The 25,300-nt window shown below is 63.8% G+C and carries 20 protein-coding genes, 3 tRNA genes and 1 pseudogene; 13 read left to right on the forward strand and 11 right to left on the reverse strand.

The features are described 5' to 3' along the window. Positions 1 to 382 precede the first annotated feature (382 nt). Positions 383 to 3,466: an FAD-binding and (Fe-S)-binding domain-containing protein gene (locus BDK88_RS05620; RefSeq protein WP_130499531.1), complete on the reverse strand. Its 3,084-nt coding sequence runs from the start codon at positions 3,464 to 3,466 to the stop codon at positions 383 to 385. Between the two features lie 518 nt (positions 3,467 to 3,984). Here BDK88_RS05620 and BDK88_RS05625 point away from each other — a divergent pair. Further along, entirely contained in the window at positions 3,985 to 5,154 is a 1,170-nt protein-coding gene (locus BDK88_RS05625; RefSeq protein ID WP_130499532.1) for an acyl-CoA dehydrogenase family protein, read from the forward strand. 285 nt (positions 5,155 to 5,439) lie between these two features. Here BDK88_RS05625 and BDK88_RS05630 read toward each other — a convergent pair. Both BDK88_RS05630 and BDK88_RS05635 read right to left on the reverse strand, forming a co-directional pair. After that, positions 5,440 to 5,513, reverse strand: a tRNA-Ile gene (locus BDK88_RS05630). 76 nt (positions 5,514 to 5,589) lie between these two features. Beyond that, entirely contained in the window at positions 5,590 to 6,177 is a 588-nt protein-coding gene (locus BDK88_RS05635; RefSeq protein WP_130499533.1) for an FxsA family protein, read from the reverse strand. Between the two features lie 150 nt (positions 6,178 to 6,327). On the opposite strand from BDK88_RS05635, the gene BDK88_RS05640 reads away from it, so the two are divergent. Then, positions 6,328 to 7,968, forward strand: a complete 1,641-nt coding sequence (locus BDK88_RS05640) for a DUF255 domain-containing protein (RefSeq protein ID WP_130499534.1) — start codon at positions 6,328 to 6,330, stop codon at positions 7,966 to 7,968. A 181-nt stretch (positions 7,969 to 8,149) separates the two neighbouring features. Further along, complete coding sequence (locus BDK88_RS05645) at positions 8,150 to 8,953, forward strand: TrmB family transcriptional regulator (protein ID WP_130499535.1); 804 nt, start codon at positions 8,150 to 8,152, stop codon at positions 8,951 to 8,953. On the opposite strand, the gene mptA is transcribed toward BDK88_RS05645, so the two are convergent. After that, positions 8,950 to 9,876, reverse strand: coding sequence for a GTP cyclohydrolase MptA (gene mptA, locus BDK88_RS05650; protein WP_130499536.1), 927 nt, complete (start codon positions 9,874 to 9,876; stop codon positions 8,950 to 8,952). The two genes, BDK88_RS05645 and mptA, sit on opposite strands and share 4 nt — an antisense overlap. A gap of 438 nt (positions 9,877 to 10,314) precedes the next feature. On the opposite strand from mptA, the gene BDK88_RS05655 reads away from it, so the two are divergent. Next, positions 10,315 to 11,235, forward strand: coding sequence for a nucleotidyltransferase domain-containing protein (locus tag BDK88_RS05655; RefSeq protein WP_130499537.1), 921 nt, complete (start codon positions 10,315 to 10,317; stop codon positions 11,233 to 11,235). A gap of 209 nt (positions 11,236 to 11,444) precedes the next feature. Beyond that, entirely contained in the window at positions 11,445 to 12,209 is a 765-nt protein-coding gene (locus BDK88_RS05660; protein WP_130499538.1) for a DNA-directed RNA polymerase subunit epsilon, read from the forward strand. A 109-nt stretch (positions 12,210 to 12,318) separates the two neighbouring features. On the opposite strand, the gene BDK88_RS05665 is transcribed toward BDK88_RS05660, so the two are convergent. After that, positions 12,319 to 13,155 carry an NAD(+)/NADH kinase gene (locus tag BDK88_RS05665; RefSeq protein ID WP_130499539.1) on the reverse strand — a complete coding sequence of 279 codons (837 nt, stop codon included), beginning with the start codon at positions 13,153 to 13,155 and terminating at the stop codon, positions 12,319 to 12,321. A gap of 649 nt (positions 13,156 to 13,804) precedes the next feature. Here BDK88_RS05665 and BDK88_RS05670 point away from each other — a divergent pair. The 5 genes from BDK88_RS05670 (at position 13,805) to BDK88_RS05690 (ending at position 17,636) form a co-directional block, all read left to right on the forward strand. After that, positions 13,805 to 14,044, forward strand: a complete 240-nt coding sequence (locus BDK88_RS05670) for an amphi-Trp domain-containing protein (protein WP_130499540.1) — start codon at positions 13,805 to 13,807, stop codon at positions 14,042 to 14,044. A gap of 1 nt (position 14,045) precedes the next feature. Then, the gene (locus BDK88_RS05675) at positions 14,046 to 14,408 is read left to right on the forward strand and encodes a hypothetical protein (RefSeq protein ID WP_130499541.1); all 363 of its coding nucleotides are present in this window, start codon (positions 14,046 to 14,048) and stop codon (positions 14,406 to 14,408) included. A gap of 87 nt (positions 14,409 to 14,495) precedes the next feature. After that, entirely contained in the window at positions 14,496 to 14,930 is a 435-nt protein-coding gene (locus BDK88_RS05680) for a universal stress protein (RefSeq protein WP_092932493.1), read from the forward strand. A gap of 142 nt (positions 14,931 to 15,072) precedes the next feature. Further along, the gene (locus BDK88_RS05685) at positions 15,073 to 16,563 is read left to right on the forward strand and encodes a hypothetical protein (protein ID WP_130499542.1); all 1,491 of its coding nucleotides are present in this window, start codon (positions 15,073 to 15,075) and stop codon (positions 16,561 to 16,563) included. Positions 16,564 to 16,670: 107 nt separating this feature from the next. Then, complete coding sequence (locus BDK88_RS05690; RefSeq protein WP_130499543.1) at positions 16,671 to 17,636, forward strand: transcription initiation factor IIB; 966 nt, start codon at positions 16,671 to 16,673, stop codon at positions 17,634 to 17,636. A gap of 92 nt (positions 17,637 to 17,728) precedes the next feature. Here BDK88_RS05690 and BDK88_RS05695 read toward each other — a convergent pair. After that, positions 17,729 to 17,799: transfer RNA gene (locus tag BDK88_RS05695), tRNA-Gly, on the reverse strand. 192 nt (positions 17,800 to 17,991) lie between these two features. Between BDK88_RS05695 and BDK88_RS05700 the strand changes: the two genes are divergently transcribed. Further along, positions 17,992 to 18,786 (forward strand): NAD+ synthase, encoded by a 795-nt coding sequence (locus BDK88_RS05700; RefSeq protein ID WP_130499544.1) that lies wholly within the window; start codon positions 17,992 to 17,994, stop codon positions 18,784 to 18,786. A 93-nt stretch (positions 18,787 to 18,879) separates the two neighbouring features. Here BDK88_RS05700 and BDK88_RS05705 read toward each other — a convergent pair whose 3' ends face one another. Next, the gene (locus BDK88_RS05705; RefSeq protein ID WP_130499545.1) at positions 18,880 to 19,584 is read right to left on the reverse strand and encodes an enoyl-CoA hydratase/isomerase family protein; all 705 of its coding nucleotides are present in this window, start codon (positions 19,582 to 19,584) and stop codon (positions 18,880 to 18,882) included. Positions 19,585 to 19,644: 60 nt separating this feature from the next. Between BDK88_RS05705 and BDK88_RS05710 the strand changes: the two genes are divergently transcribed. Beyond that, positions 19,645 to 20,433, forward strand: coding sequence for a DUF7114 family protein (locus BDK88_RS05710; RefSeq protein ID WP_130499546.1), 789 nt, complete (start codon positions 19,645 to 19,647; stop codon positions 20,431 to 20,433). Between the two features lie 178 nt (positions 20,434 to 20,611). Further along, positions 20,612 to 20,683, forward strand: a tRNA-Thr gene (locus tag BDK88_RS05715). Positions 20,684 to 21,132: 449 nt separating this feature from the next. Here the strand turns inward: BDK88_RS05715 and BDK88_RS05720 are convergent. From BDK88_RS05720 to BDK88_RS05735, 4 genes and pseudogenes are all read right to left on the reverse strand, one after another. Beyond that, positions 21,133 to 22,785: a preprotein translocase subunit SecD gene (locus tag BDK88_RS05720; RefSeq protein WP_130499547.1), complete on the reverse strand. Its 1,653-nt coding sequence runs from the start codon at positions 22,783 to 22,785 to the stop codon at positions 21,133 to 21,135. Beyond that, positions 22,782 to 23,657 (reverse strand): protein translocase subunit SecF, encoded by an 876-nt coding sequence (secF, locus tag BDK88_RS05725; RefSeq protein ID WP_130499811.1) that lies wholly within the window; start codon positions 23,655 to 23,657, stop codon positions 22,782 to 22,784. Before secF ends, BDK88_RS05720 begins: the two co-directional genes overlap by 4 nt. A gap of 201 nt (positions 23,658 to 23,858) precedes the next feature. Next, a complete protein-coding gene (locus BDK88_RS05730) occupies positions 23,859 to 24,332 on the reverse strand; it encodes a DUF5812 family protein (protein WP_130499548.1) in 474 nt (157 codons plus the stop codon). Positions 24,333 to 24,901: 569 nt separating this feature from the next. Then, a pseudogene (locus tag BDK88_RS05735) lies at positions 24,902 to 25,178 on the reverse strand (DUF7692 domain-containing protein); the annotation flags it as partial. Between the last annotated feature and the right edge of the window lie 122 nt (positions 25,179 to 25,300).

Consider the following 25,300-nt stretch of genomic DNA (forward strand, 5'->3'; position numbering starts at 1 on the left):
GCTGCTGTCCCGATGTCGGTGCAACCGCAGCCGATGGCGGTTGCACTGGCACTGACTGACAGGAGTCCGTATGAGATCAGACAGCCACTCGCCCGGCGGAGCGACCGGGACATGTAGGTCTCCGATACATACCAAATAACATTGGAATAGTCTCTTTAAATCCGCGCTCCAACAGACGGGTTGCACCGCAAGGTGCGCCATGTGTGGGGTCCACCACCGCTTACCATTCGAGCCCCCACACAGCGGCTTCCGATTCTGGAAGCGTCTCCTCATAGAGCAACGACCATAATAAATGATTTTGCCACTCTCGAGCGAGGTGTGTCGTCGATGACGCGGCGTGTATCCTGGGCTATCGAGCGATACTGCCGTCACAGCGACGGTGCTACTGTGGCCGCTCGAGTGCTTCCGCCACGACCTCGATCGGCGTCGGCGGTTCCTCGGGTGCGCCGGGGCGGTTCTCGAGTTGGGTCCGACAGGAGGCACCCGGCGCGACGACGCGGTCGCCGTCGCTGTCTGCGACCTGTTCGTAGAGGATCGAGGCGATCGCGTCGCTCATCGAGGCGTGTTCGGCCTCGTAACCGAAGGAGCCGGCCATCCCACAGCAGCCCGAATCGAGGGGATCGACGGCGTAGCCCGCCCGTCGAAGCACGCCGACGGCGTGGTGGTCCTTCGCGACCGATTTCTGGTGGCAGTGGCCGTGGTAGGCGAGCTGTTGCTGGACCGCCGCGGGGTCGAAGTCGATGGCCTCGTCCAGCCGGAACGTATCGATGTACTCACAGATACCGTAGGTGGCGTCGGCGACCGTTTCGGCAGCGTCGGATGTGAGCAGATCGAGGTAATCGGACTGGAACATGACGGCATCGGAGGGTTCGATCACGACCACGTCCCAGCCGGCCTTGACTTGCGGTGCGAGCGCGGTCACGTTCTCGCGGGCCGTCGTCCGCGCTTTCTCGAGAAAGCCCTTCGAGAACGCCGGCCGGCCGGTATCGCCCAATCCGTCGGGCACCCTGACGTGGACGCCCGCGGCCTCGAGAACGCGGACGGCCGCTTTCCCGGCGTCGGGATGGTTGTAGTTGGTGTAGGTGTCGGGATAGAGGACGACCGTGCGATCTGCGTCGGCCTCGCGAACGCGTGAACCGCCGCGTTCGTCGAACCACTCGCGGAACGTCTCGGCGTGGAACGTCGGCAATGGCCGGCTCGCGTCGATGCCGACGACGGCCTCGAGGAGCTTGCGAGCACCCGGCACCTTCGACGCGGCGTTGGACATGGGTGCGAGTCGACTCCCCCATTTCGACAGCGTCGCGACGTTGGCGAAGAGCCGATCGCGCAGGCTCGCGCCGTTGCGTTGGTGGTATTCGTGGGTGACCTCGGTTTTGAGCTTCGCCATGTCGACCTCGCTCGGACAGTCGATGGCACAGCCCTTGCAGCCGATACAGAGGTCCATCACCTCCTCGACGAACTCGTCGGAGACGGCTTCGTCCGGCTCGAGCCCGCCGCTCATGGCCTGTCGGAGCGCGTTCGCTCGGCCCCGGGTCGCCGTGATCTCCTCGCGGCTGGCCCGGTAGGTGGGACACATCACGCCACCGGTGGTCGACTGTTCGCCGCGACAGCCGCCACAGCCGTGACAGAGCTCGACCATGCCCTGCATGCCGTTGTCGTTGTCCCACTGGAGAGCAGGCTCGAACCCCGCCTCGAAGTCGTAGTCGGGATCGAATCGCAGATGCTCTCGCAAATCGGTTGGATCGCTCTCGCGGAAGACGACCTGCCCAGGATTGAGCAGCCAGTCGGGATCGAAGGCGGTCTTGAGATCCTGGAAGGTTTCCCAGAGTTCGTCGCCGTAGAGTTTGTGATTCCATTGCGTGCGTGCGCGACCGTCGCCGTGTTCGCCCGAGACCGAGCCACCGAGTTCGACCACGAGATCCGTCACGTCGTCGGCGATTCCGTGCAGTTGCTCGAGGCCCACCTCGGTTTTCGTATTGACCAGCGGCCGGACGTGGAGTACGCCAGGGCCAGCGTGGGCATAGAACGTGGCATAGGTGTCGTGGGTCTCGAGGATCTCCTCGAAGCCCTCGACGAACTCGGGGAGGTGTGCGGGCGGGATCGCAGTGTCCTCGATAAAGGAGATGTGCTTTGCGTCGGTCGTCCGCGAGAGCAAGATCGGGAGCCCGGACTTGCGGAGCTTCCAGAGCTTCGCACGTTCTGCCTCGTCGTAGGCCTCGAGTGCTTCGATCGCGCGCGTTTCGTCGTCGCTGTGTGGCACATTGGCGGCCGGCTCGCCAGCGGGGTCTGCCGATGGCACCCGGTCGGCAAGCAGGCCGGCAACCTGTTCTTTCCCGTGGGCGTCGTCCTCGGCGTAGAACTCGACGAGGAGGACGGCGTTGGTTCCCTCGGGCAGGATTTCGGTGACGGGGCCGAACTCCGCAGTGTCGCGGGCGAGATCGATCAACACGTCGTCGAGGACCTCGACTGCGGCGGGGTCGTGTTCGAGGATCGGCTCGACATCGCACATCGCGGTATGGAGATCGGGATAACACAGCAAGGTGACGGCCTTCGTCTCGGGGACCGGCTCGAGCGAGACCGTCGCTTCGGTGACGACCGCCAGCGTCCCCTCGCTGCCGGCCAGCAGGCGCGCGAGGTTGACAGTGCCGGGCTCGCCGGTTTCCTCGCCGCCGGGCAACTCGTCGCCGCGAGCCTCGGCGACGAGCCGATCGAGGTTGTAGCCCGAGACGTTGCGCTTGAGATCGGGGTAGGTTTCGTCGATCAGATCCGCGTCTTCCGCGAGAATCCGCTCGATTTCGGCGTAGATTCGCCCCTCGAGATCGCCGTCGGGATCGGCTCGCTCGCTGAGCTCCTCTCTGGTCACCTCGCCAAAGCGGGTGACGGTGCCGTCGGCGAGAACGGCCTCGACCTCCTCGATATAGGCGTCTGTCTTACCGTATTTCAGGGAGTGTGCGCCGGTCGAGTTGTTGCCGATCGCACCCCCGATCGCGCTTTTGTCACGCCACGCGGGGTCGGGTGCGAACTTGAGGTCGTGGGGAGCCAGCGCCTCGTTCAGCGTGCCCACGATCGTCCCCGATTGGACTGTGGCGGTGCGATCGTCGGGATCGATCGCGCGGATCTCGTTCATATGCCGGGTGAAATCCAACACGACGGCCCGGTTGACTGTCTGGCCGGCGAGGCTCGTCCCGCCACCCCGTGGGAGCACCGGAATCTCGCGTTCGGCACAGTACTCGAGGATCCCCGCGACGTCGGCCGTCGATTCGGGGAAAGCGACAGCGATCGGCGTCACCTCGTAGGCGCTTGCATCGGTCGCATATAGCTCGCGGGAGTAGGAGTCAGCCCGGATCTCACAGGCGACGAGCCGCTCGAGGTCTGTGACCAGGGCCGGGCGGTCGACGTCGTCGCTCCGGTAGTCGTAGTTCGCTCGCCGGTCGGCGGCCGGGTCGGCGCTCGGCTCCAAAGACATACGTCACCCTTGCGCAGGGGCGACAAAAAGCACCCGCATTCTCCCATTAGACGACCGGTACTGGGGCTGTTCGGTCGTCTCGTGTTTCGCTGTCATACGGATTACTGTCAGTCATTTCCAGCGTATCCGCAGGACGGGTCGCGGATACGCCGGTAAATCGGTACAGCAGACCGTATCAATCACTGACATCACAGGAAGGGGTAGTCGGACAGGCGGGGGATCTCGAACCCCCTGTCCGGCACGCGTTTGGTTCTGAGATGTGATCGAGGTCAAACGTCGCCTCACTGCTTTTCAACGCGTGCCCCCTGGGGGCCGCCGTTCGCTGTCTCGAACGGCACCCGTCCGTACTCGAGGCATAAAAACAAACAATGTGCCTAACTAGTGAGGTATCTGTGCCGATGGCCCCACCAAACCGCAGTCGCCCTCGCTGTCGGCTTCGCGGCAATCTGTGTGTCTTGTAAACGTTACCCGCGGCACTAATCGGAATGTCTATGCCTCTCATTCGGTATGTAAGACGTATGCTGGATTTCGTACAGCTCGAGGCCGACCTGGGGCAAGAAGAGCGACTCATCCGCGAGACGGCGCGTGAGTTCGTCACAGACCACGTGCGGCCCGATATCGGCGAGCATTTCGAGACCGGGACGTTCCCGACGCAACTCATCCCGAAGATGGGCGAACTGGGGTTTTACGCGCCGAACCTCGAGGGCTATGGCTCGCCGAACGTCTCGGAGACCGCCTACGGGCTGGTGATGCAGGAACTCGAGGCTGGGGATTCCGGAATCCGCTCGATGGCGTCGGTTCAGGGTGCGCTCGTCATGTATCCCATTCACGCCTACGGCAGCGAGGCCCAGAAAGAGGAGTGGCTGCCGGCGCTGGGTGAGGGCGAGGCAGTCGGTTGTTTCGGGCTGACGGAACCCGAACACGGCTCGAACCCATCGGCGATGGAGACCCACGCGGAGCGCGCCCCCAACGGCGACGGCTACGTTCTGAACGGGTCGAAGACGTGGATCACGAACGCGCCGATCGCCGACATCGCCGTCGTCTGGGCGCGCGATCGGTCGGCTACTGACGACCCCGTCCGCGGGTTCCTCGTCGAAACCGACCGCGACGGTGTCACGACGTCCGAAATCGACGGCAAGCTCTCGATGCGCGCGTCGATCACCGGTGAGATCGGATTGAACGACGTCTCCGTCCCCGAGGAGAACGTCTTACCCGGCGTCTCCGGGATGAAGGGACCGCTGTCTTGTCTCACGCAGGCCCGGTATGGCATCGCCTGGGGTGCCGTCGGCGCGGCACGGGACTGTTTCGAGGCGGCCCGCGACTATGCCACCGAGCGCGAGCAGTTCGGCGGTCCGATCGGCCGGTTTCAGCTCCAACAGGGAAAGCTCGCGGAGATGGCCACCCAGATTACGCTCGGCCAGTTGCTTGCCTACCGTCTGGCTGAGCTCAAAGAACGCGGCGAGTTGCGCCCCCAGCACGTCTCGATGGCCAAGCGCAACAACGTCCGCATGGCCCGCGAACAGTCACGCGTCGCCCGCGAAATGCTTGGTGGCAACGGTATCACGACCGACTACTCGCCCATGCGCCACCTCGCGAACCTCGAGACGGTTTACACCTACGAGGGGACTCACGACATTCACACGCTGATCCTCGGTGAAGACCTGACTGGGCTGCAAGCGTACCAGTAGCCCGCGTCGACAGCCGTGCTGAGAATGGCTCTCTCTGCCCTTTTCGGACCAACAACGTCGTTTTGCTCGCGTTGTGCGAGCCGTTACTGCTGGTGTTCCCCTCGTATCGCTCGACAGGTCCGATCCAGCGTCCTGACAGCGGACGAGGGCCTCGAATGCGCTCGTCCGTTCTCCTTCCTGCCAACGACTCGAAATAATCGCAGTAGCTCGAGAACGTGCTCGTCGCAACTGATAGGAGCCTCGTCACAAACGTCAAGCTCTCGAGTTTGCTCGTCGGAAAACCAGTGGGCCAACTCGGATTTGAACCGAGAGCCTCCACCTTATCAGAGTGGCGCTCAACCTGATTGAGCTATTGGCCCGCGTCGCCTGCTTCGCACTCGGTAGTTGCTCGGTGGGACGTTTAAACGTTTCTTTCTGGAAGCCCCGTGCGAACCGCTACCGGGCAAAGGGGTCGTCGTCTCGGTCGTCAGTGTGCTCGTCACCGAAATCGATCGTATACGAGTCCTCGCTGTCGTCGCCGTCGACGGTATAGTCGTCGTCGCCGAGGTCGTAGGTTCCGCCAGCAGTCGAGTCAGTTCGTCCTTGCGCCGTCTCTTGGTCGGGAAAACCGAACGTCCAGACCTTCCCACTGGCGAATCCACCGGTCTTCTTGTCCGCGTACGGCACGATCACGAAGCGTTTGAGCGCCGCGCGGATCGGAATCCGTGTCACTGGCACGGCCAGCAGGAAGCCGATGGCGTCGGTCACCAGTCCCGGCGTCAGCAGGAACGCACCGGCGGCGATCAGCAAGCCGCCGTCGAGCAGTTCGTTGGTCGGCGGCTCGCCACGCACCATCGAGCGTTGCATCTTCCGGAGCGTTCGCCGCCCTTCGGCTCGCACGAGGAGCATACCCACCAGGCCCGTCAGGACCACCAGCAGCACCATCCCGACCCAGTTGAGGAAGCCAAACTGAGTGACGATCACCGCGAGTAACACGGCGTCGAGAAACGGGATGAGCAACAGCGCGAAGATCCACCAAGGCATACCACACTCTAGCCGCCGAAGGGTGAAAGTCCTTTACTCTCGTCACAGCAGCGCCCGGCTCGAGGCGCGATCGGACACGCCGACGCAAACGCACATGTCGGGAGCGAAAGCGAACGAAGGGCTTACCCCGGCGACTCGCCTCGCTCCGATATGGACGATCCAACGCGCGTCGAGTGGCGCGAGTGGGGCCAAGCGGCCTTCGATGAGGCGGCAGCGGCCGATATCCCTGTGTTGCTCTCGCTGACTGCGACGTGGTGTGATCACTGCCACGAGATGGATGCTGAAACCTACGCGGAGCCTCGCATCGCGGCCAACATCAACGATAGTTTCGTGCCTATCCGGGTCGATGTCGACCGGCAGCCGCGCGTCCGCGACCGATACAACATGGGCGGGTTTCCCTCGACGGTCTTTCTCGCACCCAACGGCGAGGTCCTGACGGGGGCGGGCTATCTCGGCCCCGACGGGATGCGCCAGGTCTTAGATAGCGTTCGGACGATGTGGCAGACCAAAGGCAGCGGCGCGGCACGCGTTCCGCGGCCGCTGCGAGAGGATAACCCGCCAGCAGGCGAACTGACGCCGGAGATCGAACAGGCCATGCTGGGTCAGTTGTCGGAAACGTACGACGAGACCGCCGGCGGCTGGGGCCAGGAGCCGAAGTTCCCACTACCGGACGCCCTCGAGTTCGCGCTCAAACGCGACCGGGAGATGGCGCTGCGGTCGTACGACGCCGTCAGCGCGAACCTGTTAGACGAGTACGAAGGCGGTTTTTACCGGTTTGCGACCGACCGCGACTGGTCGGGGCTGCAACACGAAAAACTCCTCGATTCCAACGGCGCGCTGGTGCGTGCGTTCGCAAACGCCTATCTTCTCACGGGCAAAGACGAATACCGCGAGCCTGCCGAGCGCACGATCGACTATCTGACCGCAACGCTCTGGAACGGTGATGCCGACGCCTTCGCGAACAGTCAGGCACCTGGCGAGGACGATGCTCACAGCCTCGACGCGACCGACCGAGCGAGCGCCGACGAGCCACCGGTCGACGACGGCGTCTTCGCCGGCCCGAACGCGCTCGCGATCGAGGGCCTGCTGATCTACTATGCGTACACCGACGACGAGCGCGCCCGCCGATACGCCGAACGCGCACTCGCGACTCTCCGCGAGGACCTGCTCGTCGACGGCGTCGTTACCCACTCCCTCGAGAACGCGGCGAGCGACGACGGACCCACGTGTCTCCTCACGAATCAGGCCCGTGCGCTGGGTGCACTGACGACGGCTGCGAGCACGATCGATCCGTCCATCCTCGCGGACGCAACGGCGGTCGCCGACGCGACGATCGACCGCTTGTACGACGAGGACTCGTTCCTCGACGGCCCTGCCGAAGGCGTCGGCCTACTCGACCGATCCCTGCGACCGCTCGACGCGAACGTTGCGTTCGCCGACGGGCTGCTCGAGCTGGCCGTCCTCAGCGGCGACGATCGCTACCGCGAACTTGCCCGCGAGACGCTCGAGGCTTTTGCAGGGGCCAGCGACCGCTTTGGCGTCCAGATCGCACGCTACGCGACCGCAGCCGCCCGGCTGCTCGAGGGGCCGCTCGTGCTCCGCGTCGCCGCCGACACCGGCTCGGATCTGCATCGGGCGGCACTCCGACTCGCAGACCACGAGAAGGTGGTCGTTCCCGACGCCGACGGGCTCGAGGCTGGAACGGCACGGGTCGAACGGGGCGACCGTGTGTCTGAACCTGCCGAAACCCCAGCAGCGTTGAGCGAGCGCGTCCAGACGATCCTCGACTGATAGGGCTGCGACCACTGTGTACCGGCGCACCCGAATGACGGGTCGCGGGTGCGCCGGAACTGACCGGGAGGAGTCCGTATGAGACCGTCTTTGACAGCCAGTTTGGCTCATCTCGATCGGTGTTGTCATCTGTTTAAAACTATCCTAGCGTTTATGCCGTTTCGGTAGGTTCGTGTTTGATATGGCCACTCTTAGAGATCTCGGGCTTTCCGAGTACGAAGCGCGGGCTTATCGATCACTGCTCACGACAGGTCCCACAACGGCAAAGGAGTTGTCGCGAGCCAGCGACGTGCCGATGGGACGGATCTACGACGTGCTCAATAGCATCGAACAGTACAATCTGGTCCGCAGCCAGACCGCCAGCCGGCCGAAGAAATACGTCGCTGTCGAGCCCGCGACCGCGCTCGATCGCCTCCTCGAAGACAAGAAACGCGAACTCGAGGAAGAGGCCGAACAGTACGAGTCGATCGTCGACGACCTCTCCGACGAACTCGACGCAGCCGAGCCGGTCGACGAACAGTTCTGGACCGCTGCCGTCGGTCCCGAGGAGACGCGCGATCTCCTCTTAGAGCGGCTCGCGGCGGCCGACAACGACATCGTGATGGTGTCGGCACATCCCTCCCCACAGTGGAACATCGAGGCCGTCAGCGAAGCGGTCAACGCACAACTCGAGGACGCACTCGATAGGGGTGTCTCGATCGATCTCCTGATGACCCGCGACATGGTCGCCTCCCTCTCCGAAGCGGTCGGCCGTCGTTACCGGGAAACCTTACAGCAACGGACGGCGTTCAACGTCCGGACCCACGACGATCTCACGGGCTCGTTTAACATCATCGACGGCGTCGAGGTCTGCATTCAGGTGCCGAACCCGCTGTCCTCGGGCGAGCCCTTCGGGATGATCGACCTCAAGGATCCGGAGTTCGCTGCGAACGTCCACGAGGAGTTCGTTCCGCGGTGGGAAGCGGCGGAGCCCCTCGAGTTCTAGTCGCTGATCTCCTCGCGGAGCGTCCCCAGATCGACGACGCGCTCGGCGTGGGCGTTGTGCTGGTGGATCGACTCGTCGTTGGACTGGGCCATCGTGATCACCGCGTCGTCTGGCAGGTGATCGAACTCGTCGACGACGCCTTCCGCCATCGCACGCACGCAGTCCTCGACGAACTTCGCGTCGGCGTGGGCCGCGTAGGTCATGTGATCCTCGTCGGGTCGCTTCGCGAGGTTGTAGATCCGCGCGCTCATCGAGTCCCGCGCGATGTCGATGACGTCATTGAGATCGACTTCGGGGTCACCACCGGCCTCGACGGTCAGCGTGGCGTGGCCACGCTGGGAGTGGCCCGGCTGTGGCACTTCCTCCAAGAATTCGGTGATCGTCTCTTCTTCGACACCCAGGTCCTCGAGCGTCTGTTTCGCGCGGGCGGCGGACATCCCCTGTGAGCAGGGACAGACGGTCATGCCGGTGACCTGTGCGCCGATCTCCTCGCGGGTGCCCTCTTCGGTCGCCGTCGCCGAGGCCACGATATCGACCATGTGTTGGGTCTCGCGGTCGCTTGCTGGCGTCTGCTCGCGGCGCATGAATTCGGCTTCCATCGAGACCTCCGTTCGGGAGGTGTAGTCGTGTTTCTCGAGCAGCCGTTCGGCGGCCTCACCGCAGACTTCCTCAACCCCGTAGGCCTCCTCGCGGGTCGCGTCCTCCAGGATTTCGTCGATGACCTCCATGTTGCGGCTCATGTCCGCACCCTTGCGCCAGCCGGGGAGGTCGACGAAGACCTCGAACTCGGCGGTGAGGACGATCGGCCGTTTGTCCTCGCGGGCGATTTTAACGAGCTTGTCGACGCCGGTGACACCGACCTGGCTCAGACCGACGGTCACGTCGGGCGATGTCGCCTGCACGTCCGGCAACTGATGACTCATTGACCGCATTCAGGGCAGCGGCCGATTCAAGCTTTCGGAACCGGGAGTATTACACTGGGGCGTCTCGGTACTGGCTCGAGCCATCGGTTCTTTAAGTGCCTCTGGTCACAAAGTAGAGCTATGACGGGAGATCGTCGCTTCTCGAATTCTCAGATCGCCGAGCGACAGGTGTCTCCGTGTCTCGAGTAGCGGAGAACGAGTCAGGTTCGGCGCTCGTCTTCCTTTAAGTGCTTCTGGTCACAAGGTGAAGATACGACGGGAAGACGGCCGTTCTCCTGACTGTTGGTTCGGTAGTGACGAGTGTCGTTTCGTTCACACGGTCGTCATCGTGACGTGTCTACTCTGCTGGTTCTTTAAGTAGTTCTGGTCACAAGGTGAAGCTACGAAGGGCATTCGGCACCCGGTCTTCTCTCGTCTTCCGCGTCTCGAGCCACAGCTATGGCCGCTGTCCCCGACCACGTCTACGAGACCGTCGCTGACCACTTGACGACCATCGAACGCGAACACGACGTTGCGGTCCCGCTGGCGGTCGCTCGCGGGAGCCACGCCTGGGGTGGGGCGAGCCCAGACAGCGACTACGACGTCGGCTTCGTCTTCGTGTCGACCGATCTGCGTCGGTACGCACACCTCGAGCGTCCACCCGAGACCATCGTCGAAGATCGCGGTGCGTTCGAGTACCAGGGCTGGGACGTGCGGACGTTCGCGCAGTTGCTCGCCGACTCGAACGAGGGTGCGATCGATCTGCTGCGCAGTCCGATCAGCTACCACCGTGCGTACGATCCCGACGAACTCGCCGCCTACATCGAACGGACGTACAATCCGATCGACCTCTATCATACGTGGCGCGGGATCGCGACGAGTAACTACCGCAAGTACATCTCGCATCACTTGGTCCGCAGTGATGACGAACTCTTTCCGATCGTCGAGGCAGACGACGAGACGTACCTCGTCGAGACCGACGACGGCACGATGACGGTGTCGGCCGACGACGAGCGCTTTCAGGAGACACAAACGAAGCCAACAGTCAAGCGAAACCTGACGATCTACCGCGCGGCCATGGCCGCCCGCTATCTCAAAGCGACCGGCGAGCGCGGCACACACGATCTGCCGGCGCTCGCATTCGAGACGTTCCTCCGCGAGCAGGCACCTGCGGTCTTCGATCGCAAGCGGATCGAGTGTGCCCGCGAGTTGCTCGAGCGAAAACGGGCCGGCGAGGGCGACGCCACGATCGGTGATGCTGTCGGCCGCGCGTTTGCACACCCACCGAAACGGATCGATCCCGACGTGCATGCACGGGACGGTCCCGATCCCACGCGGCTGGATGGGTTCGTCGACGAGGTGATCGACGCGGTCCAGTAGTCCGTCGGTCCCGTCCGTTCTTTAAGTGCCTCTGGTCACAAGGTGAAGCTACGAAGGGCTTTTCGCGGGCCGATCGTCTCGAGACACGAGCCACGGCACCGGTCGTTATCCCCGTTCGGACCCGACCTGTTAGCGATCCTGTCAGTCAAATTGATACGCGAGACGCTCGGAGCGAGCCTTTTTCACGCTCCCCATCCGAGCGACAGGTGATGCACGACGACGGTGCCGACCCTGGTCGTCCCCCTGCGGCGGGTGGGACCAGCACGGACGGCGTCGAGTACGATTCCGATCGTGAGCGACGCCTCGAGACCCGGCCCGGTTCCGGGGCGCTCTCGCGGGCGGAGGTCCAGCGCGATTCGACGGTTCGCCAGTGGGGCGTCGTCACGCCCAGTGCGACCGTTATCGGCCGCGCCGAGTCTCCCGACGCGGACCTCTCCGAAAGCGTCCGCCGCCTCCACGACGAACAGCACGCGGCGACGCCGGGCTACAGCGAGCGCGCCCATCGCCTCGATCGGCTCCGAACCACGCAGGCGCTGTGTAACGCCCTCGAGGTGACGCCGTGGCAGCGCGATCTCGCACTCGGCGTCATGGACGAGATCGATCTCACCGAGTTCGGCAGCCAACGGGCGATCGAGAAGGTCGCGCTCGTGGTGATCCGTCACGTCGTCGACGTCGACCGCCAGCAGTACTTCGGACTCGACGATATCGACGCGCAGGCGCTGTCTGCCGACCGTATGGAAGAGTTGTTCGCCCAGTATCGGGCCCACGACATCACCGACGAGGAGCCGTTCAAGCGCCTCGCGGCCGAGTACGGACTCGATACGACGAGCCTGAATCGCTTGCGCCGTGTCCTGAAATCGCAACTCGACGACGAGCTTCCGGCCTACGGTCGCAACCCCTACCGTGATCCGAACCTGCCTGACGTGACCGACCAAGACACTGCCGACGTAACCGTCTCCGGAACGGAAAGCTGACCTGCCAGTTGCCGGTGAGAGACGCTTCTCTTGTCCCGCCTCGAGTCCGTCGCTGCGTGCCTATCGAACGCGAGTCGGCACCTCGCGTGACTTGCCCGATCGGGAGTGACTACTCGAGCTTGTCGAGCCCATCGAGGAAGTTCGCCTGTGGGCCGACGAGCGTGACGGCGTCGTCCGCAAGCGAGATCGAGACCGTCGCCGGCGGCTCGAGCTGTTGTCGGTTGCGCCCGTCGCTGATCGCGTAGGCGGTGTCGGTGCCGGAGACAGTGAGCGTGAGTTCGCTGTCGGGTTCAACCACTAACGGTGGCATCGACTCGGTCGCGGCCATCTGCGTGACGACGAGTACGTCGGCCGACGGATGAACGAGCGGGCCGCCTTCGCTCAGGTTGTAAGCCGTCGAGCCCGTCGGCGTGGCGACGAGCACGCCGTCGGCGTGGCTCTCGGCATACTGCTGGCCGTCGACGCGGATCTCGATGGTTGCACCACCACCGTGGCCCCGCCGGGGACCGTGGACGACTACCTCGTTGAGCGCGGGCTCGAGCGTCCACTCCGTGTCGACGCCCGTCGCCTGCAGCCGCGCCAGTTCGCGTCCCTCGACGGTGCCCGTCTCCTCGAGGTCGGCGACGAGGTCGGTGACGACAGCGAGTGCGTCGTCGGGGGCGACGGCGTTGAGAAAGCCGACCTCACCCAGGTTGACGCCGAGAATCGGCGTGGAGCCGACTTCACGGGCGACGAACAGCAGCGTTCCGTCGCCGCCGATACTCACGACGAGATCGCGCCCTGCCATCGCGGCGACCGGGACGGCGGTCGCATCGACAGCCTCGCCAGTGAGTTCGTCGACGACGACGCGTGCGCCCTCGTGCTCGAGAGTGTCGACGAGGGTCGCGGCGAGTGCCTGTGCTCGTTCGTTGTTCCGTTGAGCCACGATTCCGACGGCGACGTCCATCGTCGGCGGCTTCCCGCCCCGTGGTCAAAAAGCCACGCTTGTCTTGCTGGGCCCCATGGCCGACGGCCAACTCGCAGTCGTCGCTGTCGATCCGATCGAGATCGCAGACTGCCTGGCATCGATCCGCAACGAACTCCCGACACTCGTCGAGGCGGTCAGTGTCTCGCGGCTCGTGGTGGGGTCGGTCGCTACGTCGAGTTCGATCGATACGTACCCTGGGTTGTCCGCGAGCGTATCGTCGCTCGAGTTGATGGACGGGAATCGGGCGAACTGGCGAAACGAAATCTATGATTTCATCCGCGGTTTGAAGAATGCGGGTCTTACCACGTTGCTAACGAGCGAAGCCACAGAGGCGAGGCGGACGCCTCGCGGTATGGTATCGTCGCGCATCTCACCGATGCCATCGTCTACAAGTACGGTCAGTCGGACGACGTCCGCGAGACCAGGCTGGCAGTCGAAAGCCAGCCGCTCCGCGATGCGACCCACTCTCGAGCGTTCCCGGAGCCATCTCGGTTCACCAGCAGGTGAACCTGTGTTCCCATCACTTTTCGGGGCAGTGAACTGTTACGGCGACGGCTGACCGAGTAACAGCGAGTTAGGGTGCCGTTTGGTGTCCATACTTTTGCGGGTACGGACGCCATACCCCCGCATGGCCCAACGGACGACCGCCGACGAAACACTGCCACGAGACGAACTTGCCGCCTACCTTCGTGATCTCGCGGCGGAGTTCGAGCGTGGCGACGAGCAAATCACCGTTCCGGTCGGGAACAAGAACGTCGCGCTGACGCCGCCGGAGACGCTCGACGTGTCGGTCGAAGTGGTCGAACGGTCGTCGATGCTGCGAGGGGACCGCGAGACGGTCGACATCGAACTGAGCTGGAAACGGTAATATGGCTGTTGCTGACTCGATCCTCATCTTCGTTTTGAGTCTGCTCGTGGGAACGGTCGCCATCCTCGCGGGCGTGCGACTGGTAGTAGACAGGGATGCGGGCTTTGCGAACGCAGCCGTGACTGCATTGATCGGCGCGATCGCATGGGCGATCACGAGTTTCTTCGTCGGCTGGGTCCCGATTCTGGGTGTGGTGTTGATGCTTGTCGTCTGGGTCGGCGTAATCAACTGGCGCTACCCCGGCGGCTGGGGTACTGCCGTCGCGATCGGCTTCGTCGCCTGGATCGTCGCGGTCGCGCTCGTCTATGCGTTCGCGGTGATTGGCTTTGTCACGCCCGATGCGCTCGGAATCCCGGATGTATGAGACGATCGGATGGCCCGCGCGTTCCCATCGCCGAAGATGGAGGGAAACCCCTTTTTCCGTCGGCGCGAGAGGACAGCCTAGACAGCGATGTACGAGACGATTCTGTTCCCGACTGACGGCAGCGAGCACGCGGCAACCGTCGCGGACCACGCGATCGATATCGCGGCCACACGAGACGCCACTCTGCACATCCTCTCGGTCGTCGACGACCGCGCCTTCCTCGTCCTTGACGACGACCGCGTCGAGCGCGTCCGCGAAGACCTCGCGGCGACCGCCCGCGAAGCGATCGACAACGCCGTGACCCGCGCCACCGAACACGACATCGAGACGGAGACGGCAGTCGAGACGGGCAACCCGGCCGAGTGTATTGTCGACTACGCCGCGGACGTCGATGCTGACCTGATCGTTATGGGAACCAGCGGCGACGAGTACGAACGCAACGTCGTTGGCAGCGTCTCACAGCGCGTCGTCCGCGAAGCGCCCGTTCCCGTCACCACCGTCGGCCCCGACGTCGAGAACTGATTCGGGTCCGACCGACGAGCCGGGGGCACGCTTGCTTCGCGCCCGATCGCTGACGTGACGAGCCGTTGGCCGTTGCCCGCTTTTCGACGGATCGGGTCGGTACACACAGTTTGATATGTCTTCTGTCGCTACTGACGGAGACATGCGTCGCTCGCTCGTGATTGCGGCCGTCTTGCTCTTTCTCGCGTTCGTGCTCATCGGTGGGCCATCGATGGCACTGTCGCTCTCGTCGAGCCAGCAGCCAGCCGCGGAGCCGACCCACACCACACAGCCAACCCCAGCCCTCGTCTCGTTCGACGACTCCGAGAGCGGCTTCTGGGAGTATCTCAGCCCTCGCAAGGGGTTTCAAAAGCGGAGCCCGATCAACGTAATCGTCCGCGGTGACGTCACGGACGTCGAGCGAGTCCTGGTCGAAGCGAACGACGGCGACTGGTCCGAGATCGATGATCCCGAGGAGGCTGCGGTTCCGGAAACGTATGCCCTCGTTGGCGGGAACAGCTCCGACAACGAGGCCCAGTCGATCACCGAACCGCCGCCGAACGACTCGGTCGCCACTGCGTCGAATAACTCGACACACAACGCGTCGACCGACTCGAGCACCGATGCACCCGACGACGCATCGAACGGCCCACGGAGCCGCTTGCCCGAGTTCAACTGGGGTGAGGCCGACGGCGGAACTCGCTACGCCTACGTCGATCCCGGGCCCAACGAGAGCGGCTACTGGATGACCGAAACACGCCAGCTCGAGGACGGCAGCTACTACGGCCAGCGCTATCACATCCGTCTCTACGAGAGTCCCAACGAGGGCGACGACTGGGTCGCCATGCAGACACACTCCGAACACTTCGACTGGTTTACGCTCCGCCACCGCGTCCACGGCTCACAGGCCGCCCAGCGAACGGTCGAGTCCAACTTCATGGATCATCCCCAGATCGACGTCGAAGACGACGTACGGCGGATCTATCTGGGGAACAGCAACTCTTCCGATGCCGACGGCTGGGCGACGGTGGTCGATCTCGCCGGCCTGCTCGTCGTGCCCACGCTGGTCGGCATCCGGGCTCACAGGCGGCACTCTCACGACCCCGCTGGAGCCGACCACGTCACCGACCGACTGGGCCAGCGAACGGCCGATGCCCTCGACGATCACCTGACCGACGCCGATCGGCGTCGCCTTGCGGCTGCACTCGCCCGACTCGAGGGTGGCCACTTTGCCCTCGCCTTCGCCATCATCGCCCTGTTGCTCGGCGTGCGGGCGGGCGGTATCGTCCTCGAGCACCGTGCGACGTTTCTCACGCCCCACCAGATCGCCGCGGTACTGTATCCGGTGATCGGCCTCGGTCTCCCGACGGCGACCTCTCTCATCGCACGCGGGCTGACGCGTCGACTCGACGCCGCGGTCGTCGCCGCGGGCTCGCTTGCGGTCGCGATCTGGCTCGACTACGGCATGCTCGGCGTCGATACACTGCCGCTCGAGGTCGTCGTCCAGCGGATGCTCGTCGTCGTCGCGCTCGGACTGCTCGCCGGCGGTGCGGCCAAACGCGCAGCGCGTCCCTCACGGGTCAACGACATGCTGCTAGTCGGAATCGCGATGTGGATTCTGGTGCTGGTCGGCACGCTGTCGGGTCATTTCTGACCTCCGTAGCGTCGATTTATCGGTGAAACGGCTCATCACTCTTCTGTGAGGCCGGCGTTCTATCGCGGCGAGGCCTTAAGTTCTTGCGCCGTTGTTCTCTACATGACATGGCAAGCCCACCCCGCCAGCGCGAACGTAATCCTGGAACGACAGAACAAACGCAGGAATCAGCGGGTGAGCGTGCCTGTGACGAATGCGGTAGCGGGACCCTCGTCAAAAGCGAGGATCAGGGCGAACTCGTCTGTGACGAGTGTGGCCTGATCGTCGAAGGAACGAACATCGACCACGGGCCGGAGTGGCGAGCGTTCAACCACTCCGAACGCCAGAACAAGTCCCGGGTGGGCGCGCCGACGACCCAGACGATGCACGACAAGGGGCTGACGACCTCGATCGACTGGAAGAACCAGGACGCCTACGGCCGGTCGCTTTCCTCGGACAAGCGCAACCAGATGCGCCGCCTGCGCAAGTGGCAAGAGCGCATCCGCACCAAAGACGCCGGCGAGCGCAACCTGCAGTTCGCACTCTCCGAGACTGACCGGATGGCCTCCTCGCTTGGCATCCCTCGCTCGGTGCGCGAGGTCGCCTGTGTGATGTACCGGCGTGCACTCGACGAAGACCTCATCCGCGGGCGCTCGATCGAAGGCGTCGCAACCAGCACCCTCTATGCCGCCTGCCGGATGGAGGGCATCCCCCGCTCGCTCGAGGAAGTTTCCGGCGTCTCACGCGTCGAGCGCAAGGAGATCGGCCGCACGTATCGGTATGTGGCTCAAGAACTCGGCCTCGAGATGGAACCGGTCAACCCCAAAAAGTACGTGCCACGGTTTTGCTCGGAACTCGAGCTGTCCGAGGAGGTCCAGGCGAAAGCCAACGAGATCATCGATACGACGACCGAACAGGGACTGCTCTCGGGCAAGTCACCGACGGGGTATGCCGCAGCTGCGATCTATGCTGCCTCACTGCTCTGCAACGAGAAGAAGACCCAGCGCGAGGTCTCCGATGTTGCGCAGGTGACCGAAGTGACGATTCGCAACCGGTATCAAGAGCAGATCGAAGCGATGGGGATTCACGAGTAGCGGCTGTCGGGGCTCGAGTCACGACGTTGAGCTTCTTGCTATTCTTGATCGTTGCGGAGTAACGACACTCATCCGGAGATATCCTCGAAAAATGCGCCGACCGGGAATTGAACCCGGGCCGCGAGCTTGGGAAGCTCGAGTCCTACCACTGGACCATCGGCGCGCTTCGTCACTGCGTTCCTCGCGCACCACAGATCACAGTTCCGCCGGAACTGCTCACCATCGGCGCTCGCATGACTGTACTTGCCGGCTACACTTCAACGTAGCGCTCTCGAGCACACATCGAAACCGGTCGTTCGACCACTTTTTCGCGGGGAGGGGTGCCTATTAGGTCACGCCGCCCCTAGCCTGTCATATGATCGACCTTCGCTTTTCGGAGGCAGAACTCGAGCAACAGCGCGACCACATCACGGCGTTCATTCGGGAGCAGGTCGAGGCCGCGGGAGCCGACGGCGTCGTCCTTGGGTTTTCGGGTGGGATCGATAGCACGCTGATCGGCCATCTCGCCGTTGAAGCGCTTGGGGCAGAAAACGTCCACGGGCTCGTATTGCCGGCACACGTCAGCAGCGAGGAGCACATGAGCGACGCCGAGCGGGTCGCCCAGAAGTTGGAGATTACCTACGACGTGATCGAAATCGAGCCGATCGTCGACTCGTTGCTGTCTGTCTACCCTGACGCCGAGGGTGACCACGAAGCCGTCGGCAATGCCCGTGCCCGTGTTCGGGCGGTGCTCAACTATCTCGTCGCCAATCACGAGAGTCGGCTGGTGCTGGGCACCGGCAACCGCAGCGAGGCCGCCGTTGGCTACTTCACCAAGTACGGCGACGGCGCGGTCGACTGCCACCCGATCGGCAACCTCTACAAGGCACAGGTTCGTCAGCTCGCCCGTCATGTCGGCGTTCCCGAGGACCTGGCGGCCAAGACCGCGACCGCCGAGCTGTGGGCCGACCAGACCGATGAGGACGAACTGGGAATCAGCTACGAGACGCTCGACTCGATTCTGGCTGCCCATATCGACGGTCCGCTCTCCGTGGCGGCGACCTGTCGGTTGCTCGAGGTCGACGCGGAGACAGTCGAGCGGGTCCGCGGGATGTACGCCGGCAGCGAACACAAGCGCACGGTGCCGCCGGCTCCGGAGCCACTCGAGTAACACCGATCCGGGCCGGTTCAAGCTCTCTCACGATATGTTCCCTTCTCGTCACCAAGATCACTGTGCGAGTGAAATGCTCGGTTCAAAGGGTTTCTAGTCGAGCACGGCGTCGATGTCGTCGGCGTGGGCGGCGACGAGGTCGGCAAAGGCTGCGGCCTCGCGTCGCTCTTGTGTCGCGCGCTCGCTGTCGTCACGGAGCCGTCGTTTCAGGACTGGTAGCGTGTCCGTGGCGTTTGCCGCGATCTCCTCGGCCACTGACTGAGGATCGTCCTCGATGCGCGAGATCACGCCCTTCTGCAGGGCCTCCTCGGCGTCGATCGATCGCCCGGTGAGTGCGAACTCGAGGGCGTCTCCCTCGCCCATGACACGTGGCAGCCGGACGGTCCCGCCCCAGGCACCGAACAGTCCGAAGCTGACACCAGGCTCGCCGTAGGTCGAGTCGGGTGTGCCGATGCGGACGTCACAGGCCAGCGCGAGCTCGAGCCCGCCACCGCGTGCGGGGCCGTCGATCCCGGCGACGACGATCGCCGGTGTGTCCTCGATCGTGCGCGCGACGCGCTGGCCCAGTCGCGCGAACTCGGCCGCACGGTCGCGATCTCCCTCGAGGGCCGCGACCGCGTTCAGATCTGCCCCTGCACAGAACGCCGGGCCGCGGCCACAAAGGTAGATGACTGGCTCGTCGGCGTCGTCGACTGCTGTCTCGAGTGCGGTGAGCCCGTCGACGGTGAAGGCGTTGCGCGCTTCGGGGCGGTCGAGCGTGATCGTCCGAATCGATCCGTTCGTGTCAACATCGATCATAGTTGCAGTCGATCAGGCGTTTCCAAAGGTCTTTGCCTACTCCGTCGTAACCCCCCGCTAATGGAGAAGGCCGACAGCTGTCGGCGTGCCGCCGTCGAGGCCGTCGCGGACGTCGAACCACCACGGTTGTACGAGTACATCGAATCCGTCCTCGACCGGGCATCGATGGTTCCCGCAGCACTCACCTTCGAGAGCGCTGTGGCGATGGCTCCCGAGGGCCACGCTCTCGAGGACGTGAAGGGCCGCTGCCACGACATCGAGCCCGACTCTGGGGACCATCATCAATCACATGCGTCCGACCGCGATCGCGACCCCGAGAGCATCGTCACGCACGCCGCCGGCGTCCAGCTCATCTACGAGGGGCTCCGACTGACGCGGTCGCTCGCCCACGACGAACCGTGGACGGCGACCGACGCCGATGCCAGCGACGCTGACCTCGCGATCCTCGCGGCCGATATTCTCGTCGCACGCGGCTTCTACCTGCTGGCTCATACCGACGCCGCCGGGAAAGCCGTCCGCACGGTCCAGTCGTTCGGGCGCGACCAGACCTGCCGCAGTGCACTCGAGGCCGAGACGGAGGCAGATGTCGGGACCGACAGCACCGATCTCGAATCGATCGATACCAATCTCGAACGCGACGTGCTCGAACTCGCCGTCCGCACCGGCGCTGTCGCCGTCGACGAAACCCCGTCACCCAAACTGCTCGCCGTCGCCGCGGACATCGCCGACACTGCCGGCACCTCGTTCCCGCCGGTCACGGAGTGTCTGACCGATCTCGAAGCGAAGGTCCGCGAACAATCGCTCGAGGACTCCACGACTGATCGAGCGACATCGGCGACGGATCACTGATCGTATTTCTCGCACCAGCTGACTCGAGTTTGTCACCGATCGCGCATTGACGTGCGATCGACGCTGTACTGACGACCAGTGGCGACGATAGATACTGGAAGGGCGCTACGACATACCGACGCACAGCCCGTCCGAATCGAAACCCATAAAGACGGCTCCGAACAACGAAGAAGTACGCGCCTGGGTAGCTTAGCGGTAAAGCGCGTCCTTGGTAAGGACGAGAGCCCGGGTTCAAATCCCGGCCTAGGCTTTCCCCGATTTCTGGCGAGGACGTTTCCCACTGTTCTCACTGATCGTCTTCGAGCGTCTGTTCAATAGCTCAGCTCCTCTTCGTTGCCCCGCTTGTAAATCTAGAAGAGGACGGCCCTCAGAAACGGGCGGGATGTCGATACGAGCGCTCGAGTACGTCGATGCGATCCTCTTCGCTCTCGAGAGTAGCGCCGATCGGCCCGACGCCGCTCATCGGCCAGGGAACGACGCCTGCTGACGAGTTACCAATCTTCGTCCGAGCGTGCTGTACCTGCCAGCTGATCGCTTGTGACACTCGCAGCGCTGTGGTATCGTGGTAATCTGAATGCCGAGCTGTCCGTCGTGTAACGACCCGGTTTCGGACGATTCGCGTCTGCACACGGTGATGGCGACACTGTCAACTGGTGTCCACGATGTCGAGACGGGCGATGAAAACGCCCAAAGCGAGCGTTAGCGGTCGGTCAGCAGCCGACGGAGGATGTCACCGTAGGCGGGGCGAGTGATCAATACCCCGATGAAGACGCCGAGGATGGTGATGATCGCGAACCCGCGGAGGTCGCCGAGGCTCAAGACGGCAAGCGGTGAGAGGGCGACGACGGTCGTCGCCGCGGCGGCTCCGATGACCCAGAAGGCTTTGCGGAACCGTGACTGGAAGACTCGTTCCGAACTGACGTCGCCTTCGTCCATCACTTCGTCGGCGATGATCACGAGGTCGTCGACCCCGGTCCCGACGACGGCGATGAACCCGGCGACGTGGGAGAGATCCAGCGGCATGCGTATCAGCGCGGCGAATCCGAGCAAGACGACGACCTCTGCCAGTGCCGTGACGATCATCGGCAGGGCGACGCGCGTGTCCGTATAGCGGGCGTAGACGACGCCGCTGACGGTGAACACCGAGAGGAGCCCGATCAGCAACGAGTACTGTTTGAACTGGTCGGCGTGGGCCGCTTCGATCGAGTAGATCTGACTCTCACCGAAGTCGAGCGGTGCGCGCAGGCTGCCGGCTTTCAGATTGACCGAGAGTGACTGGGCGTCCTGTTGGTTCTGGGCACCCATCTGGAAGGTGGGGTCGTTGGCCCACTCTTGGCTTCGCATCGTTTCGGCCAGACGCGAGCCCATGCTGTGTGCGGCGACGGGCTTGCCGTCGGTGACCGTCACCAGACAGTATTGCTCGTTCTCGTGGTCGAAGTCGACGGTTCCGTTGGTGGTGTCAAGACTACACCGGCCCATCCCTTCGTTCGGGTCGGTAAAGCCCTGGTCGTTCATCTGCTGTTGGAACCCGGGTGCGGCGTCCTCACTGACCTGGACTGGGACCACGTAGCCCTGACTCGCCTGTCCCGGCCGCGACTGTGGCTGCTGGGGTGGGTCGACGCTGGCGATATCGTCGCCGGTCAGCACCGTTTCGTTGGTCTGGTTCCCGCTTCCGGTGGGATAGTAGGCGACGACCTCGACGACGCCGCGCTCGGAGAGGATGGTGCGGAGTTCGTCGGAGCCCATGTTGGGCACTTCGACGACGATATAGTGGTCGCCGTTCGGCGTCGTCTGCTCGTAAACCGTGCCACCGGAGAGCCCCGCAGCGTTGATCTTCGTCTGGATCGTCTCGATGATCTGATCGCGGGTCCGCTGGCTCACGCCGTCGCGGATATCGTCTTCGGAGACGTCAGCGCCTGCCGATTGCAGTGCTGCAGCGAACTCCGCGTCGCTGACGTCGTCGGTGAACACCTCCGCGACGACCGTCCCGTCGTCTTGGACGTGGACGCTGGCGTTTGCCGGCTCGAGGCCGAGTTGCTCTGCCCCATCACCGCGGAGCGCTGCCTCGACTTCGTCGATCCGATTCTGGTCGACTTGCCCGTTGTCGCTGACCGCGTCGGGTGCGATCCCCTCGGCGGTCATCCCCGTGACGGGGGCCCGTAGCCGGGTCCCGCCCTCGAGACCCAGGCCGAACTCGAGGTTCGTGGGGCTGTCCTGGAGACTTTCGTTTCCGGCGACGCTGTTGTCGGCGACGATACCACCGGGGATGAACAGGGCGACGACGGCAAAGCCGACGAACGCCACCAGCAAGAGCACCCGCCAGTTGGACTTGACGGCGCTGATCGGATTCATGAGCGGACCCCCTCGAATTTGTACCAGCGAAGCAGACTTAGATTCAACATGTAGGTGTTCATCAGGTCGGCTGCGAGGCCGACGAACAGGATGATACCGATCGATGCCAGCAGGTCGATGCCGAACAGAAACGCCGCGACGCCCATCACGAGCATCGCGACCATCGACGTGACCGTCATCGTGACGCCGGTGCGCATCGCGCGGTAGGTACTCTCGTAGAAGTCACCGCTACGGCGCAGGACGTGGTTGTTCAACAGGATGTCGGAGTCGACGGAGTAGCCGATCAACATCAGCAGGCCGGCGACCGTCCCAAGCGAGAGCGGAATCCCGACGAGTCGCATGAACGCAAGCGGGATCATAAGGTCCGAAAACGCCGAGATGACGATCGCGATCGAGGGGACGAACGTCCGAAACAGCAGGAAGGCGATCGCGCTCATCCCGACGAAGGCAATGACGAGTCCCATAAGGGCCGTCTGCTGGCTTCCCTCCCCGAAGCTCGCCGACGTCGACGAGATCGATTGGACGATCGCGCTGTCGCCGTCTTGGGCCAGGTTCGATTCAGCCTGCTCTCGCAGGGACTGGGAGTCGGTCGAGGCGAACTGCACAATATACTGGTTCTCGCCGCCTGCCCCAGTCACCGATTCGGGCTGTTGATCGAACGCCGCCGAGATCTCGTCGGCCGACGCCGTCGTCTGGACGGTCAGTTCCGTCCCACCGGCGAAGTCCATCCCCAGCGGCACCGGCGTGCCGTACACGAGAAACGACCCACTGAGGACGAGCAATGCAACCGCGAGGACCGCGAGCGGAACCGCCGCGAGTTGGCGGTTACTGTACCGGTTGTATTCGATCTCCGGTACGTCGAAATACGCCATATATCGCTTCTCTTGCAGGCCCCCGAAGTAAGCCTTCTCCATTTCGACTCCCTTTCATCGCCGCGTGTCAGCGAATCGAACCCGACGGCATCGCCACTCGCGACGCCGACCTACTGGCGCATACGGTCTGCTGTCCCGCTGTTCCGGTGGGACCGCAGTGCAGGTCGCGGTCCCGCCGGCACTGACTGACAGGAGTCCGTATCACTCCGGCAGATAGCGGACGCTCATCACGCCGTCGGCTGCCGAACATCGCACCTCTACGCGAACCGCTTCGAGTCTGGCTGCTCGCGCGACCGTCTCCTCGTCCTCGAGGACGTCCTGAGCTGCTGCCTCGAGCTCGCCTTCGGGGAGACAGAACACGTGCAGCTCGCCCGTCCCGGCGCGCTCTTCTTGGATCAGGTCGCCGACCTCGGCGTCGGCTGCCAGCGCCTTTTCGTGCTGGGTCGGCTCGAGATCGCTATCGACCAACTCGATCGAGCGCCGTTCCGCGACGTCGATCACTTCCCACGCAACCTCCAGTGGCGGTTCCGGTGCGACGGTCGCCTCGAGGACGTTGTGGACCTCGAGGCCGGGATTCGACGCGAGGGGGTGGACCTGTGCGGTCTCGACGTCGCGGACGACCGCCGACTCTGGCTCGGCGTGCGTGACGACAAACGTCCCCGTCTTTTCGCTCATGGGCGCTCGTAGGTGGTGGATGGGTTTCGGGGTTTCGGCTTTGGGTTGTGTGGCTGTGCGAGCGACCGCGCGTCGCTGCGGTGACACGGTGGCAGCGATCACCGTAGAACGCAGCACGCACCGCTTTCGATCGACTCGGTGTTTCGCAAAACGGTAATGGGGGGTGGGGGAAGTCCCTCCGGCTGTTCCGGAGGTAGTTCATTGTTTCCGGTAATTCCTGTTAGTTGTTACGGTACCAGTCATTCGGCCACCAGGGTTATTTCAACACACTTCAAATCCGTAGATGGCGGAGGGGGCATTCCGTCGGTGCCAGATCGAATCCGATCGGCTTCGAGACAGACGGACCCGCTCCGCCCTCCTGGGATCGGTCCACCGTCAATAGCCACATCATCACCCGATCTCAGGCCCTCTCGAGTGAGACAGACTCCTGTCAGTCAGTGCTGGTGCAATCACAACCCACACTGCGGACCTACCGGAACATCAGTACAGCAGCTCGTCTGAGACACTCCCTCTCGGATGGAGGGGCTCAACCGCTGGCTCTGGCCGGCGGTTCTCGAGCGAAAACCGAACTCAGTAGTGACAGCAATCTCGATTTCACCGTCGAACGCCACTGTTCGCGTCGACAGCGTCTCGGCGCTGCTCGAGTGTGAGGTCATCGCGCTCGAGGCCCTGGCGGGCAGCTTGGACGCACTTCGGAACGTTGCAGGCACTCACCACTGCGTTGGTCGTGTTGCAGTCGGCAAAGTCAGGTGCGCGCTCGAGTGCGTCTCGTCGGTATGCATCGTCGCCATGGTCCTGACTTGCAGACTCGACACACGGCCACTGAACTCCTCGTTTTTGACTCACTGAACGGCCGCTGTCGGCTCACAGCCGGTAGAGCGTATCCGTCACCAGAGCAAACCGGCGGGGTAACCGACGGGTCGACTCGAGCGATGCACACGACGAGTCACGGTTCGTGTGTATACTCG

The sequence above is a fragment of the Natrinema hispanicum genome, assembly GCF_004217335.1.
Classification (GTDB): domain Archaea; phylum Halobacteriota; class Halobacteria; order Halobacteriales; family Natrialbaceae; genus Natrinema; species Natrinema hispanicum.